General features: G+C 61.9%; 13 protein-coding genes. 12 read left to right on the top strand and 1 reads right to left on the bottom strand.

The window, feature by feature from the left end:
* The 6 genes from GTP41_RS10810 to GTP41_RS10785 form a co-directional block, all read left to right on the top strand.
* Positions 1-275, top strand: a 275-nt coding sequence (locus GTP41_RS10810) for a helix-turn-helix domain-containing protein (RefSeq protein WP_202419691.1), incomplete at its 5' end; no start/stop codon positions are given.
* A gap of 343 nt (positions 276-618) precedes the next feature.
* Positions 619-3,510 carry a ribonucleoside-diphosphate reductase subunit alpha gene (locus tag GTP41_RS10805; protein ID WP_161025580.1) on the top strand — a complete coding sequence of 964 codons (2,892 nt, stop codon included), beginning with the start codon at positions 619-621 and terminating at the stop codon, positions 3,508-3,510.
* 81 nt (positions 3,511-3,591) lie between these two features.
* The gene (locus tag GTP41_RS10800) at positions 3,592-4,698 is read left to right on the top strand and encodes a ribonucleotide-diphosphate reductase subunit beta (RefSeq protein ID WP_161025579.1); all 1,107 of its coding nucleotides are present in this window, start codon (positions 3,592-3,594) and stop codon (positions 4,696-4,698) included.
* A gap of 156 nt (positions 4,699-4,854) precedes the next feature.
* Positions 4,855-5,814 (top strand): hypothetical protein, encoded by a 960-nt coding sequence (locus GTP41_RS10795; protein WP_161025578.1) that lies wholly within the window; start codon positions 4,855-4,857, stop codon positions 5,812-5,814.
* A gap of 72 nt (positions 5,815-5,886) precedes the next feature.
* Positions 5,887-6,819 (top strand): hypothetical protein, encoded by a 933-nt coding sequence (locus tag GTP41_RS10790; protein ID WP_161025577.1) that lies wholly within the window; start codon positions 5,887-5,889, stop codon positions 6,817-6,819.
* Positions 6,820-6,959: 140 nt separating this feature from the next.
* Positions 6,960-7,754, top strand: a complete 795-nt coding sequence (locus GTP41_RS10785) for a substrate-binding periplasmic protein (RefSeq protein ID WP_161025576.1) — start codon at positions 6,960-6,962, stop codon at positions 7,752-7,754.
* Positions 7,755-7,788: 34 nt separating this feature from the next.
* Here GTP41_RS10785 and GTP41_RS10780 read toward each other — a convergent pair whose 3' ends face one another.
* The gene (locus GTP41_RS10780; protein ID WP_161025575.1) at positions 7,789-8,535 is read right to left on the bottom strand and encodes a substrate-binding periplasmic protein; all 747 of its coding nucleotides are present in this window, start codon (positions 8,533-8,535) and stop codon (positions 7,789-7,791) included.
* Between the two features lie 187 nt (positions 8,536-8,722).
* Here GTP41_RS10780 and GTP41_RS10775 point away from each other — a divergent pair, with 187 nt between their 5' ends.
* The 6 genes from GTP41_RS10775 (at position 8,723) to GTP41_RS10750 (ending at position 15,850) form a co-directional block, all read left to right on the top strand.
* Entirely contained in the window at positions 8,723-9,697 is a 975-nt protein-coding gene (locus GTP41_RS10775) for a tripartite tricarboxylate transporter substrate binding protein BugD (protein ID WP_161025574.1), read from the top strand.
* Between the two features lie 10 nt (positions 9,698-9,707).
* Positions 9,708-10,166: a tripartite tricarboxylate transporter TctB family protein gene (locus GTP41_RS10770; RefSeq protein WP_161025573.1), complete on the top strand. Its 459-nt coding sequence runs from the start codon at positions 9,708-9,710 to the stop codon at positions 10,164-10,166.
* 9 nt (positions 10,167-10,175) lie between these two features.
* On the top strand, positions 10,176-11,678 hold the full coding sequence (locus tag GTP41_RS10765; RefSeq protein ID WP_161025572.1) for a tripartite tricarboxylate transporter permease: 1,503 nt from the start codon (positions 10,176-10,178) through the stop codon (positions 11,676-11,678).
* Entirely contained in the window at positions 11,675-12,496 is an 822-nt protein-coding gene (locus tag GTP41_RS10760; protein ID WP_161025571.1) for a substrate-binding periplasmic protein, read from the top strand. Before GTP41_RS10765 ends, GTP41_RS10760 begins: the two co-directional genes overlap by 4 nt.
* A gap of 135 nt (positions 12,497-12,631) precedes the next feature.
* A complete protein-coding gene (locus tag GTP41_RS10755) occupies positions 12,632-14,332 on the top strand; it encodes a methyl-accepting chemotaxis protein (RefSeq protein ID WP_161025570.1) in 1,701 nt (566 codons plus the stop codon).
* A gap of 3 nt (positions 14,333-14,335) precedes the next feature.
* Entirely contained in the window at positions 14,336-15,850 is a 1,515-nt protein-coding gene (locus tag GTP41_RS10750) for a chemotaxis protein CheW (protein WP_161025569.1), read from the top strand.

Genomic DNA, 15,850 nt, shown 5'->3' with positions numbered 1-15,850 from the left:
CGCCTGGCGCCCCGGCCGCGGCTGCGCCCATCCCCGAGCCGGCGCCGGTGGCGGCGGCCGTGGCCGACACCGCGCCAGCCATGCCGCCGCTGCCCGTGTTCGACGTCCTGCCCAGCAACCTGCCGGCTTACCTGGAGGCGGTCGAGCGCGATATCCTCACGCGCGCCCTGGCGCAGACCAATTACAACCGCACCCAGGCCGCGCAACTGCTGGGCATCAGCTTCCGCCAGCTGCGCTACCAGATGCAGAAGCTGAACATCCAGGACCCCGACTAGCCGGCCGCGCGCCACGCTCGGCGCCGGGCGCGCCGACCCCGGCCGGCAGTTTCGTCTATAATCCCGCTCCGCCGCGAAAAAGCGCTTCATTGTTGTAGCGTTTTTGCCAATGCACAAGCTCATGCTGCATCGCAACATTGCATAATAAAAAAGCAGTGTTAGTACTCGCTCACCGCCGATCGCTTGTGTTGATCGGCGAATCCAAAAGTCAATAAGAATCGTGGCAAAAACGAAAAAATTTCATCTTGTGCGGATCGAATCGCGTCACTACAATTAGTGGACAGAATTCGATGGTTCACTAGATCTAGTGGTCATAAACAAATACTGAATACGCGGAGCATAAATGCAATCTACTCAAGACATTTCCATCACCCAGGCACCACAAGTGCCTGTTTCCGCTGGTGAAACCGCCGGCGGCGTCGCAATTACCGCCGCCCAGATGGCCGATTACCGCATCATCCGCCGCAACGGCGCGGTGGTGGCGTTCGAGCCATCCAAGATCGCCGTGGCCATGACCAAGGCGTTCCTGGCGGTGAACGGCGGCCAGGGTGCGGCCTCCGCCCGCATCCGCGAGCTGGTGGAAGAACTGACCAACAATGTGGTGGCCGCCCTGATGCGCCGCCAGCCAGCCGGTGGCACCTTCCATATCGAAGACGTGCAAGACCAGGTTGAACTGGCCCTGATGCGCTCGGGCGAACACGATGTGGCGCGTTCCTACGTGCTGTACCGCGCCAAGCACATGGAAGAACGCCGCTTGAAGAAAGAGGCTGCCGGCGCCTCCGCCGCCGCCGAACCACAGATCAATGTGACCGAGAACGGTGTGTCCCGTCCGCTGGTCATGCAGGAAGTGCGCGACCTGATCGGCGCCGCCTGCAAGGGCCTGGAAAAGCACGTCGATGCCGACGCCATCCTGGCCGAAACCGTGAAGAACCTGTACGACGGCGTGCCGGTCGAGGAACTGCACAAGTCCGCCATCCTGGCTGCCCGCGCGCTGATGGAAAAGGACCCGGCATACTCGCAAGTGACCGCCCGCATCCTGCTGCACACCATCCGCAAGGAAGTGTTCGGCAAGGAAGTGCCGCAAGCAGGCGCCGCCGCCGCCTACATCGAGTACTTCCCGCAGTACATCGCTAAAGGCATCGCCGCCGAACTGCTGAACGAAGAACTGGGCAAGTTCGACCTGGCCAAGCTGGCCAAGGCCCTGGTGGCCGACCGCGACTTGCAGTTCGGCTACATCGGCCTGCAAACCCTGTACGACCGCTACTTCCTGCACGTGCGCGATGTGCGCATTGAAATGCCGCAGGCCTTCTATATGCGCGTCGCCATGGGCCTGGCCCTGAACGAAGCGGACCGCGAGGCGCGCGCCATCGAGTTCTACAACCTGCTGTCGACCTTCGACTTCATGTCGTCGACCCCGACCCTGTTCAACTCGGGCACCCAGCGCTCGCAGCTGTCCTCCTGCTACCTGACCACCGTGTCGGACGACCTGGAAGGCATCTACGACGCCATCAAGGAAAACGCACTGCTGGCCAAGTTCGCCGGCGGCCTGGGCAACGACTGGACTCCGGTGCGCGCGCTGGGCGCCCACATCAAGGGCACCAACGGCAAATCGCAAGGCGTGGTGCCGTTCCTGAAAGTGGTGAACGACACCGCCGTGGCGGTGAACCAGGGCGGCAAGCGCAAAGGCGCGGTCTGCGCCTACCTGGAAACCTGGCACATGGACATCGAGGAATTCCTCGACCTGCGCAAGAACACCGGCGACGACCGCCGCCGCACCCACGACATGAACACCGCGAACTGGATTCCGGACCTGTTCATGAAGCGCGTGATGGAAAAAGGTTCCTGGACCCTGTTCTCGCCGTCCGAAACCCCGGACCTGCACGATAAAGTCGGCAAAGCTTTCGAAGAAGCCTACGTTGGCTACGAAGCCAAAGCCGCCGCCGGCGAAATCCGCGTGTTCAAGAAGATTGAAGCGCTGGACCTGTGGCGCAAGATGCTGTCGATGCTGTTCGAAACCGGCCACCCATGGATCACCTTCAAAGATCCGTGCAACATCCGTTCGCCGCAGCAGCACGTGGGCGTGGTCCACAGCTCGAACCTGTGCACCGAGATCACCCTGAACACCAATGAAGACGAAATCGCCGTCTGCAACCTGGGCTCGGTGAACCTGCCAGCCCACATGAAAGAAGGCAAGATCGACCACGTCAAGCTGCAAAAGACCATCCGCACCGCGATGCGCATGCTGGACAACGTGATCGACATCAACTACTACGCGGTCGAGAAGGCACGCAACGCCAACATGCGCCACCGTCCGGTCGGCATGGGCGTGATGGGCTTCCAGGACTGCCTGCACATGATGCGCGTGCCATACGCCTCGATGGAGGCGGTGCAGTTCGCCGACACCTCGATGGAAGCGGTGTGCTACTACGCCTACCTGGCATCGACCGAGCTGGCGGAAGAGCGCGGCAAGTACGAATCGTACGAAGGCTCCCTGTGGTCGCGTGGCATCCTGCCGCAAGACTCCGTGCGCCTGCTGGCGGAACAGCGCGGCGGCTACCTGGAGCAGGACCTGTCGTCCTCGATGGACTGGACTCCGGTGCGTGAGCGTATCGCCAAGTTCGGCATGCGTAACTCGAACTGCGTCGCGATCGCTCCGACCGCCACCATCTCGAACATCATCGGCGTGTCCGCTTGCATCGAGCCGACCTTCCAGAACCTGTACGTGAAGTCCAACCTGTCCGGCGAGTTCACCGAGATCAACGCCTACCTGGTGCGCGACCTGAAGGCACGCGACCTGTGGGACGAAGTGATGATCGCCGACCTGAAATACTTCGACGGCTCGCTGAGCAAGATCGATCGCGCCCCGCAAGACCTGCGCGACATCTACGCCACCGCGTTCGAAGTGTCGCCAAGCTGGCTGGTGGAAGCAGCATCGCGCCGCCAGAAGTGGATCGACCAGGCCCAGTCGCTGAACATCTACATGGCCGGCGCCTCCGGCAAGACCCTGGACGAGACCTACAAGCTGGCATGGCTGCGCGGCCTGAAGACCACCTACTACCTGCGCACCATCGCCGCCTCGCACATGGAGAAATCCACCACCCGTACCGGCGCCCTGAACGCGGTATCGTCGGCAGTACCAGTCGCCCCGGCAGCCGTAACCGCCGAGGCAGACGGCGCCGCCTGCTACCTGCGTCCTGGTGACGACGGTTTCGAGGAATGCGAAGCCTGCCAGTAATACAATAGAGAGGTAATAGTGCCTGACCCTGCGGGTCAGGCACTGGTTTACCGGTTTTGAATACAAGAGGAAATAACACAAATGCTATCCTGGGACGATGAAGCCGCGGCCGCCCCGCGCATGACCCCACCACTCGGCGCCAACGCCGAAGCCACCGCCGAGCAAGTCGCCCTGCGCGTCAACGCCGACGACAAGCGCGTGATCAACGGCCAGACCGACGTCAACCAGCTGGTGCCATTCAAGTACAAATGGGCCTGGGACAAATACCTGGCCGGCTGCGCCAACCACTGGATGCCGCAGGAAGTGAACATGCAGCGCGACATCGAGCTGTGGAAGAACCCGAACGGCCTGTCCGAAGACGAGCGCCGCCTGGTCAAGCGTAACCTGGGCTTCTTCGTCACCGCCGACTCCCTGGCCGCCAACAACATCGTGCTGGGCACCTACCGCCACATCACCGCCCCTGAGTGCCGCCAGTACCTGCTGCGCCAGGCGTTCGAAGAGGCGATCCACACCCACGCCTACCAGTACATCGTGGAGTCCTTGGGCCTGGACGAGCAAGAGATCTTCAACGCCTACAACGAAGTGGCGTCGATCCGCGACAAGGACCAGTTCCTGATCCCGTTCATCAACGTGCTGACCGAGCCAACCTTCAAGACCGGCACCGTCGAGACCGACCAGCAGCTGCTGAAGTCCCTGATCGTGTTCGCCTGCCTGATGGAAGGCCTGTTCTTCTACGTCGGCTTCACCCAGATCCTGGCGCTGGGCCGCCAGAACAAGATGATGGGCGCCGCCGAGCAGTACCAGTACATCCTGCGCGACGAATCGATGCACTGCAACTTCGGCATCGACCTGATCAACACCATCAAGCTGGAAAACCCGCACCTGTGGACCCCGGCCTTCAAGGAAGAGATCAAAGCCCTGTTCCTGCAAGCCGTGGAACTGGAATACCGCTACGCCGAAGACACCATGCCGCGTGGCGTGCTGGGCCTGAACGCCGCCATGTTCAAAGGCTACCTGCGCTTCATCGCCAACCGCCGCGCTACCCAGATCGGCCTGGAAACCCTGTTCGACCAGGACGAGAATCCATTCCCATGGATGTCGGAAATGATCGACCTGAAGAAAGAGCGTAACTTCTTCGAAACCCGCGTCACCGAGTACCAGACCGGCGGCGCGCTGAGCTGGGATTAATCTTCCCGTTCCTCCCCGAAAAGCCCGGCAATGCCGGGCTTTTTTCATGGCGCAAGCGGGACCATCGCAAAGCGCGCACGATTGAAAGCAATTTTTATTGGTCTTTGTATAATTTACAGTTTGGCAATGTTGTCAGCGTGAATTATAGAAGATCATATGCAAGATGTGACGTCACCCAGCCCGGAAAAGCGCACGCCCAAGTGGCGGCGTTTCGCCATCTACTTTTTTGCGGCGGTGGGCCTGCTGCTTTCAGTGCTGCTTGGCGTGGCCGCGTTCAGTAAGAAAGCGCCGCCTGTGCTGAGCTTCAACGAAAACGAGATCGTTGGGAAAGTGATGGCGCGCAACTACGGCAAGTACTCGGAGTCGGAGCGCGGCTGGCTATACGTCGATGAGGCAACCAAGCTGACCTACCTGGTCACGGTTGTGCAGCAGAGGAAAGTCGATGGCAAGGAGGGCGAGGAGCTCTATTTCGTAACCAGCGGCCGCACCATCAACGCGCCTGCCGAGAATGATTCGTTCTACGGGGTGTTCCTGGTTAGCTTGAGCAATGGCCAGCTGATGGAGTTTGGCGATGCGCGCCGTCCCTCCGGCGCCGACCCGGTAACGCCCGAGCGCGTGTTGTTTGAAGCCTTGAGTGCGGACGTGTGGGGCTGGGTGGTGAAGACCAGGGATCTTGAGAACAGCGATGGCAGCGTATTGACCGCGACGAGTAACGTGGTGCTGGCCCCCTACGATAACGGGATTGCGGTGCTGGCGGAATTCTATGGCGCCTTCAATATCGTCGGAGCGGGCAGTTGCGAAGAGACTGAGCGCCTGCATGCAAGCTGGAGGCAGGCGCAGGATCAGCCGAAGGGGGCCCCGGCCGAGGGCGAGGTCACCGCCATGTCGCCGGAAGAGCAGGCGGACGACAATATCGAGCCGCCGCGTTGCACCAAGCTGCAATGGACTTACCGTACCGATCCGCCCGCCGACGCTTCTTTCACGCCTCTGTATATCACGCGCAAAGCGGGCATGCGCAACGGTACCGCAGTGGCGTCAAAAACCTGGAAAGTCATGTTCGATCCCAAGAGCCATACCTACTTGCTGCCCAAGGAGTTGAAGGACGTGGCGGCGTGACCGGGTGGGGTGCTGCGGTAACGCTACCCCTGGCGCCGGAGTAATGCACAACGAAAAGCTAGCGAAGATCAAATGGAAGAAGTCACGACACCAATTCAGATGCAGCGCGCGCCTAAATGGCGGCGCTACGTCATCTACTTTTTTGCCGCCCTCGGTTTGTTATTTTTCGTCGGGATCGCCCTCCTGGCGTTCCAGGGCAAGAAAAATACCCCTATTGCCTTCGACGCCGACGCGGCTAATGAGGGCGTAATGAGCACTAATTATGGAAAATACTCGGCCAGTAAGCGCGGCTGGCTATATGTCGATGAGCAGAGCAAATTGACCTATGTCGTGAGTGTAGTGCAGCAGAAAAAGATTAATGGCAAGGAGGGCGAGGAGCTGTATTTCGTGACCAGCGGCCAGGCGATTGACTCCAATTCCGGCAACGACACTTTTTATGGTGTGTTCCACCTGCGCGGTAATAATGGCGAGCTTTACGAATATAGCGACCCTCGACGTTCTTCCGGGGCGAATGTCGTAAAAGCCGAACATGTGCATTTCGAGAAACTCAGTGCCGAGGTGTGGGGTTGGGTGGTAAAAATAACCGACATCGAAACCGGCGATGGAGCGGAAATTACCAATACCCGGAATGTACTTCTGGCGCCACGTAAGAATCAAATAGCTGTATTGGCGGAATTTAGCGGGGCCAGCTCAGTGCTTGGCGGGGGCGGTTGCGACGAAACCGAGCGCCGATATTCGGAATGGCGAAAAGCCCAATCCGAGAAAAAGCCTGCCGAAGGGGAAGAATATGAAGGCGAGGATTTTGAGCCGCCACGCTGCACGAAATTACGCTGGACTTATCGCACCGACCCGGTGGCAAATTCGACTTTTACCCCGCTGTATATCACGCGCAAAGCGGGAATGGAGGAGGGCGTTTCAACGCCGGCGAAAACCTGGAAGGTTGTCTTCGATCCCAAGAGCTACACCTATCTGTTGCCGGAAGAAGTACGCAACGCGGGCCTGTAGGCCGCTTCCCTCTGAAGGGGCTCCCGAAGTGCGCCAGCGCCTGGTGCAATCAAGCCAACATCTGGCTTGAAGGTGGTGCGGCGGCCCTGGGGAGCGGAAAATGTGTAGAATGAATTCATGGCGCGTATCGAGGGCACCGCATGAATATCCATGGAAGCCGGCATTCGTTTTTCATTCTACTGTTGGCCGCTGCTCACTTATTCCCCCGCATTGTTTCGGACAGCCGGGCCGCCGAATTGCCACCGGTTCGAGTGGCTGCGCAATTGGATTCCGAACCAAAGTTTGTGGCGCAGGGGAATATTGTGGCCGGCAATTGCGTGGATATATTCCGTGCGATTGAAAAGATCGACCCGGACATTAAATTCACCGGCGAGCAGCGCTGGCTTCCTTTGAAAAGAATCGAGGCAATGACGGCAGCGGGGCAGCTCGATGCTATTTGCGGCCTGATTAAAAATGAGGAGCGCACTTCATCCTATCGGATTCTGGAAACTCCGTTATTTGTGGTCACTTACCATTTCCTGGTGCGCGCTGATGATTCGGTGAATGTGAAATCACTGGGTGAGGTGCGCCAATTGAAAAGCGATGGCATTATTCTGGTGAATGGCGGCAGCGGGGCGGTCAGTTTCCTCAAGAATGCTGGCAATCTGAAAATCGACAGCTCCGCCAGTTCGACTGGCGGCAATATCGAGAAACTGTTAGCCGGCAGGGGCCGATTTTTCTTTTACCGTCAACCGGGTTTAAATTCCGAAGTCAGGAAATCCGGCCATGAAGGGAAAGTGCGTGTGCTGCCGACCACATTCGATGCGCAAGTGTTTTATATGATGCTTGGCCCGCATATTCCCAAAGAAACCGAGGCCAGAATCGCCCAGGCATTGGGCAAGCTGAACGAACGCGGCGAGCTGAAGCACATCGCCGAAAAGTGGGCCTCTTATTAATTGACGGGCTATGCGGCTCCGTCCGGGCTGGCAATCAATTGCGTGGCGATTGCTGCGGCGGCCGCCAGTTGGCGTACTTGCGGTCGATCGCGGCGGCGGTGCCGTCTTTCACAATCTCATTCATGGCGTTGCTCAAGGCCGCGACTTGATCGTCGGGCACGCTCTTGTTGCAGGCCAGGTAGGTGCGCGAAGTATGGAAGGTGAGCACCGGCACGATCTTGTCCGCCAACCCTTCGTTTGCCAGCACGCCGCTGGCGAGTGGAATGCTGGCCACCCACAGGTCGATGCGCCGGCCAACCAGCTTGCGCGGGTTGGATGAATTGTCGCCGGCGGTATCGACCGTGAAGCCGCGCGCCTGCAGGTACTGGGCGCGCGCATCGCCGGCATAGCCGCCGATACGCAAGCCCTTGGCATCCTCCAGCCTGGTCAGTTGAAACGGCGCATTGGCCAGGCCGTACAAAGTCCAATCCACTTCGCGCAAGGGACCGATCCATTTAAATAGCGCTTCGCGCTCCGGTGTGCGCGAGGTGGAAAAGACGCAGGAAGCAGGCGTGCGCAAGGTCAGTTCATACGCGCGGCGCCAGGCCATGACTTCGATCGTGTAACTGATGCCCGCACGCGACATAATCTCTTTGACCTTGTCGGGAGAGATGCCGTATATTCGCGCGCCGTCGCGCATGATGTCGGGTGGCGTGTACTCAGTAAACAGCTGTAAGGATTCCGCCTGCGCTGCCGAAGGGAGCGCCAGCGCAGCGAGGATGGGGAGCAGCTTGGGCGCCATGGTGCAGTCATCTTCTGCGCTTAACCCGGCAATGTCAATCCATGGCTGCGGGCGTGTGCAAAGCTCAGTACGACTACGTAGAAGACCTTACTTGTGTCATATAAAAATTGCTGGTACAACATCACTACCCAGTACAAAACAAACATCAAACACCCCACACACAACATCCATTGGACGGGAGACATCCATGAAACGCTTTATGCTGCCAGCACTGGCTGGCGTTGTATTCTTCGGCGCCTCGAGCGCCTATGCCCAAACCTATCCGACCAAGCCGATCACCATGATCGTGCCGTTCGCCGCTGGCGGCCCAACCGATACCGTGGCGCGCCTGCTGGCGCAATCCATGGGCGCCAAACTGAAACAGCAGATCCTGGTGGAAAACGTCGGCGGCGCCGGCGGCACCATCGGTGCGGCGCGCGCGGCCAAGGCCACGCCGGACGGCTACACCATCTTCCTGCACCACATCGGCCACTCGACCGCGCCGGCCCTGTACCGCAAATTAAGCTATAACGCGATCGACAGCTTCGACCCGATCGGCCTGGTGACCGACGTGCCAATGACCCTGGTGGCGCGCAAGGACTTCCCGGCCAAGGACTTCAAGGAACTGCTGGCCTATGTGAAGGCCAACAACACCAAGGTGACCTACGCCAATGCCGGCCTGGGTTCGGCTTCCCACCTGTGCGGCATGCTGTTCATGTCCGCCATCGCCACCGACCTGACCACCGTGCCATATAAAGGTACCGGTCCGGCCATGAACGATCTGCTGGGCGGACAGGTGGACTTCATGTGCGACCAGACCACCAACACCACCAGCCAGATCAAGGGCGGCAAGATCAAGGTGTACGGTGTGACCACCAAGAAGCGCGTGCCGTCCATGCCGGACGTGCCGACCCTGAACGAAGCCGGTCTGCCAGGCTTTGAAGTGGCCGTGTGGCACGGCATGTACGCGCCGAAAGGCACGCCGAAGCCGGTGATCGACTCCCTGGTGGGCGCCCTGCAAGTGGCGCTGAAAGACCCGACCGTGAAGCAGCGTTTCGCCGACCTGGGCACCGAGCCGGTGGAAGAGAAACGCGCCACGCCGGAAGCGCTGCGCGCCCACCTGAAGGCTGATATCGACCGCTGGTCGCCGATCATCAGCAAAGCCGGCGTCTACGCCGACTAAGGAGAGCTGAATGTCTGCAATCCGCCACCCGAAGGATTTCTGGATCGGGGCGATCTTCGTAGCCTTTGGCCTGGGCGCCGTGTTCATGCGCGGCGACCTGGAAATGGGCAGCGGCGGGCGTATGGGCCCGGCCTACTTCCCGGTCATCCTCGGCATCCTGCTGACGCTGATCGGTGCCGCCGGGATCGTGCGCTCCTTCTTCCGCCATGGCGCGCCGATGGAAAAGCTGCACCTGCGGCCGCTGGCCGTGGTGCTGCTGGCCGTGGTGCTGTTCGGTATCCTGATGCGCGGCGCCGGCCTGGTGCCGGCCGCCGCCGTCCTGGTGCTGGTCAGCTTCTACGCCCATGCCAAGTTCAACTGGAAGGAGGGGGCGCTGCTGGCCGTCGGCTTGGCCGGCTTCTGCTACCTGCTGTTCATTAAACTCCTGGGTTTGCCGATCCCCGCGCTCGGCCCCTGGTTTGGTTTCTAGGAGGCCACAATGGAAATCCTGAGTAACCTGAGCCTGGGCTTCGAGGCAGCGTTCACCCTGACCAACCTGATGTACTGCCTGCTCGGTGTCTTCATCGGCACCGCGGTTGGCGTGCTGCCGGGGCTGGGTCCGATCGCCACCATCGCCATGCTGTTGCCGGCCACCTTCGGCCTGCCACCGATTGCGGCGCTGATCATGCTGGCCGGTATTTATTACGGCGCCCAGTATGGCGGTTCGACCACCGCCATCCTGGTCAACCTGCCGGGCGAGTCATCCTCCGTGGTGACCGCGATTGACGGCTACCAGATGGCGCGCAAGGGCCAAGCCGGCAAGGCGCTGGCGACCGCCGCGCTGGGCTCCTTCTTCGCCGGCTCGGTGGCGACCATCGTGGTGGCCTGCTTCGCCCCGCCGCTGGCCGACCTGGCCTTGAAGTTCGGCCCGGCCGACTACTTCTCGCTGATGACGCTGGGCCTGGTCGCGGCCGTGGTGCTGGCCAGCGGTTCGCTGCTGAACGCGGTGGGCATGGTGATCCTCGGCCTGCTGCTGGGCCTGATCGGTACCGACGTCAACTCCGGCCAACAGCGCTATACCTTCGACTTCCCCGAGCTGGCGGACGGCATCAGCTTCGTCATTGTGGCCATGGGCATGTTCGGCATCGGCGAGATCGTGCGCAACCTGGAGCATGACGAGGAGCGCCACCTGCTGATGAAGAAGGTGTCGGGCCTGATGCTGAACAAGGAAGACTTCAAGCGCATCGTGGCGCCGGTGCTGCGCGGCACCGCGCTCGGCTCGCTGCTCGGCATCCTGCCGGGCGGCGGCGCCATGCTGGCTTCCTTCGCCTCCTATTCGATCGAGAAGAAGGTGTCGCCGAATTCGAAAGAGTTTGGCCACGGCGCCATTGAAGGTGTGGCGGCGCCGGAAGCGGCCAACAATGCCGGCGCCCAGACCTCCTTCATCCCGATGCTGACCCTGGGCATTCCGTCCAACCCGGTGATGGCGCTGATGATCGGCGCCATGATCATCCAGGGCATTACCCCGGGCCCGGCCGTGATGACCGAAAAGCCGGAACTGTTCTGGGGCCTGATCGTGTCGATGTGGTTCGGCAACCTGTTCCTGGTGGTGCTGAACCTGCCGATGATCGGCCTGTGGGTGAAGATGATCACGGTGCCTTACCACCGCCTGTTCCCGGCCATCCTGCTGTTCTGCGCGATTGGCGTGTTCAGCCTGAACAACGCCCAGTTCGATGTCTGGCTGATGGCGATCTTCGGCCTGTTTGGCTATATTTGCGCCAAGCTGGATGCGGAGCCGGCGCCGATGCTGCTCGGCTTCATCATCGGCCCGATGCTGGAGGAATACCTGCGGCGCGCCTTGCTGCTGTCGCACGGCGATCCGATGGTCTTCCTGAATCGTCCGATCAGTGCCACCTTGCTGGCGCTGGCGGCGATTGCCCTGGCGGTGGTGCTGTCGCCGGCCTTGCGCAAAAAGCGGGAAGAGGCCTTCCACGAAGAATGAACATCCTGCGCCGCCCGGTAGTCCTGTTGCTGTTGTCGCTGCAGGTACTGGCGGCAACGGCGCAGGCTGCCTGCAGCCGTCCCGTCAAAGTCGTCATCAGCCCCATGGGGCGCAATATGATGGTCGAGGCGGACGGCGGCATCGGCGGTGTTGTTCCCGACTTCCTCAAGCTGGTGGCCAGCCGCACCGGCTGCCAGTTTGAATTCATCACCGTGCCGCGCGCCCGGGCCCTCGTGCTGTTCGAAAACGGCGCGGTGGACCTGATCCCCGGCACTACCCGCACCGACGAGCGCGACAAGCTCGGCCTTTTCGTCCATATGTATAACTCGCGCGCCATGCTGATCGCACTGGCGGGCAAGCTGCCGCCCGAACTCGGCCTGGACGAGGTCAGCCGGCGCGGCCTGCGCCTGGGCGCGGTGCGCGGGAATAACTACGGTCCCGAATACTTGCGCCTGGTGGCGGAGGCCGGCAGCCTGCCGCGCCTGTCCCTGGTGCCCGACCCGGACACGGCGGCGCGCATGCTGGGCGGCGGCCGTTTCGATGCCGTGCTGGCCGGCCCCTCGGTCTTTGCCGAGGCGGCGCAGCGTGCCGGCCTGGCCGACACGCTGGCCATCACCCAGGTCAATGGCATGCAGCCGACGCAGGTCGGGATCTATCTGAATCGCCAGGCAGTGCCCGCCGCCGACCAGGCGCGCCTGGCGGACGCGATCGGCGCCCTGGTGGGGCGCGGCGAGTACAGCCGGCTGGTGCGCCAGTACTACGCCGAACCCAAATGGAGCACCCAGGGCTTGAGCTTCGTTGTGGGCCGACAACGCTAAGTGTGACTTTTCTTTAGTAGGTTTTTAACTATCGAAACGATTCGCGCCTGCTGTGACAAATGGTGAGAAATGCTGGGAGGGGGCCGTCTATACTGAAATTCCCAGTGGCAACACCCCCCTACAGGAGCCCTCCCCATGAACAGCCCAGCCATCCAGGAAAGCCAGTTGCAGGAAGTCGAACTCCAGGCGATCAACGCCGCCCTCAATCGGGTACAGGCGGTGATTGAATTCCAGCTCGATGGCACCATCCTGCACGCTAACGACAACTTCCTGAATGCGGTTGGCTATACGCTCGATGAGATTCAGGGGCGCCACCATTCGATGTTTTGCGAAAGCGAGTTCGCGGCCAGCGCTGCCTATAAACAGTTCTGGGAGCGCCTGCGCGGCGGCCATTTTGAGCATGGCGAGTACAAGCGCGTCGGCAAGGGCGGGCGCGAGATCTGGATCAATGCCTCCTATAACCCGGTGTTCGATGCCGAAGGCCGGCCTTACAAGGTCATCAAGTTCGCCACCGACGTCACCGCCGCCAAGCTGCGCAATGCCGAGTACGAGGGCAAGGTCAGCGCCATGGACAAGGCGCAGGCGGTGATCGAGTTCGACATGGGCGGCCACGTCCTGACCGCCAACGCCAATTTCCTCGACGCCATGGGTTACTCGCTGGAGGACATCCGGGGTGAACACCACCGCATGTTCTGCGAAACCGAATATGCCGCCAGCATGGACTACAAGCGCTTCTGGCAAAAGCTGAACCGGGGCGAGTTCGACAGCGGCCGCTATAAGCGGGTCGGCAATGGCGGCAAGCAGATCTGGATCCAGGCCACCTACAACCCGATCCTGGACATGAACGGCAAGCCTTTCAAGATCGTCAAGTTCGCTACCGACATCACCGAGCAGGTGTTGATGGAGCAGGGCGTCAAGGACAAGGCGGCCAGCGACGCGGCCAAGATCGACCGTCTGCTGGACGCCGTGGCGCGCGCGGGCAAGGGCGACCTGACCGCCGACGTGCCGGTGCATGGCGAGGAGCCGCTGGACCAGTTGGGCGCCGGCATCGGCAAGATGATGGGCGACCTGCGCGGCGTGATCGGGCAGGTGGTGATGTCGGCCACCGCCTTTGCCGAGGATGCCGAGTCGATTGCCGGCCGCGCCAGCGTGGTGGCGGGCGGCTCGCAGGAGCTGGGCGCCACGGTCGAGGAAATGAATGCCTCGGTCGATGGCCTGACGCGCTCCATCGACGCCATTGCCACCAGCACCGCCCACGCCAACGACCTGGCCAAGGCCACCCAGGACGAGGCGGAGGCGGGCGCCAAGGCGGTGGCGCGCTCGATCGAGGCCATGGACCTGATCAACCGCTCCTCGGAAGACATTGGCGAAATCGTCAAGGTGATTTCCGATATTGCCAACCAGACCAATATGCTGGCATTCAACGCCGCGATCGAAGCGGCGCGCGCCGGCGAGCATGGCCTGGGCTTCTCGGTGGTGGCGGACGAGGTGCGCAAGCTGGCCGAGCGCTCCTCGCAGGCGACCAAGGAGATCTCCAAGCTGATCAACGAGTCGGTCAAGCGGGTCAACACCGGCACCGCCATCTCGCACCAGGCCAGCGAAGCCTTTGACCGCATCGTCAAGGGCGTCGGCAAGACCAGCGAGGCCATCGCCCACATCTCGCACGAGGCGCGCGAAGAGCTGCTGGCGGCGCGCGAGGTGAGCGTGGCCATCAACCATATCGCCGAGGCGGCGGAGCAGTCGGCCGGCAGCTGCGACAGCATTGCCGCCTCCACCGCCAACCTGAATAGCCGGGCGGGCGAGTTGAACAAGATCGTCGCCGGCTTCGTGGTGTAAGCCATGGACGCCCTGCGGGTTGTCGCGCCGGCGGCGGCAAGTGCGCCGGCCATCGAGATGTTTGGCTCCTTCATCCTGGGCGGCGACGAATTTGCGTTGCCGGCCCTGGCCATCCGTGAGGTGGTCAACTTCCCGGAGCGGATTACCAGCGTGCCGCTGGCGCCGCCCTATCTGGCCGGCATGTTCACCTTGCGCGGCAGCGTGATCCCGGTGGTCAGCCTGGCGCGCCTGTTCGACCCGGCGGCGCCGGCGGCGGAGCCGACGCAGAAGATCGCCATCATCGATTACCAGGATGTGCAGGTCGGTTTGCTGGTGCACGCCACCGGTGAAATCCTGCGCGTGCGACCCGAGCAACGCAGCCGGTTGCGTTATGCGGAGGATTCAACACAAGGGGTAGTAGCCGGCACCATCTTGCTGGACGAAGGACGGCGCCTGGTGCAGGTGCTCGATATCGAGCGCCTGGTGCGGATTGAGAACGTGCCGCAAGTGCAGTCGATGCGCGCGGCCGGTGCCGAAACGCGGCGCCAGTTGCGCGTGGTGGGCGAGCGGCGCCATGCGATCAGCTTCCGCGCGGCCGGCGCCCGCTTCGCCATGGAGATGAAGGCGATCCAGGAAATCGTGCGGGTGCCGGAGCTGAACCAGACCGTCCTCACCGGCCCGTTGTGCCGCGGCCGCATGCATTTCCGCGGCCATCAAGTGCCGGTGGTGGATTTTGCCGCGCTGGCCGGCGGCCAGGCTGGCGCGGCCGACGCGAGCGCCGGTGAGCAGCGCATCCTGGTGGCCCACATCGGCGAGGCCACGGTCGGCTTCCTGGTCGATGCGGTGGAAAGCATCCTGCATTTCAGCAATGAGGAAGTGCTGCCCATCCCATTGCTGAGCAAGGCGCGCAGCGGCATGTTCGCCGGCTGCGTGGCGCGCAGCGGCGAAGACGACGTGATCCTGCTCGATCACGCCCGCATCTTCTCGCGCAGCGAGATCGGCGAGATGGACCTGGGCCACCGCAACCTGTACCCGGTCGATGCCGCTGCGGCAGGAGAGGGCGGCGGCGCGCGCCAGCGGGCCGGGCGCAAGGTCTACCTGAGCTTCCACGTTGGCGAGCTGTTCGCGCTGGAGCTGAAACAGGTGCGCGAGATCATCGACCATGCGGGCGACATCAGCCACCCGCCCGGCATGCCGGACTACCTGTGCGGGGTGTTGAACCTGCGCCAGAAACTCATCAGCCTGGTGGACCTGCGCCGCCTGTATGGCATGGCGCCGGGCGCGGGCGCCGGCAAGGTGCTGGTGATCGAGCGCGGCGACGAACACTACGGCCTGCTGGTCGACGCGGTGTGCGACATCGTCACCGTAGACGACGGCAAGCGCTACGCCACACCCTCGTTGATGAAGAAGCCCGGCGAGCAAAGCCTGTCGTCCGAATCGAACGAGGTGCTCGAGTTGCCGCAGGCGGATGGCAGCACGCACAGCACCTGCCTGCTCGATCTGGAGCGCGTGATTGCGCGAATTGCGCATGTCGTTTAA

It is taken from the genome of Pseudoduganella guangdongensis, from assembly GCF_009857475.1.
Taxonomy (GTDB): Bacteria; Pseudomonadota; Gammaproteobacteria; order Burkholderiales; family Burkholderiaceae_D; genus Rugamonas; species Rugamonas guangdongensis.
This window is presented reverse-complemented; position numbering and strand designations above follow the sequence as displayed.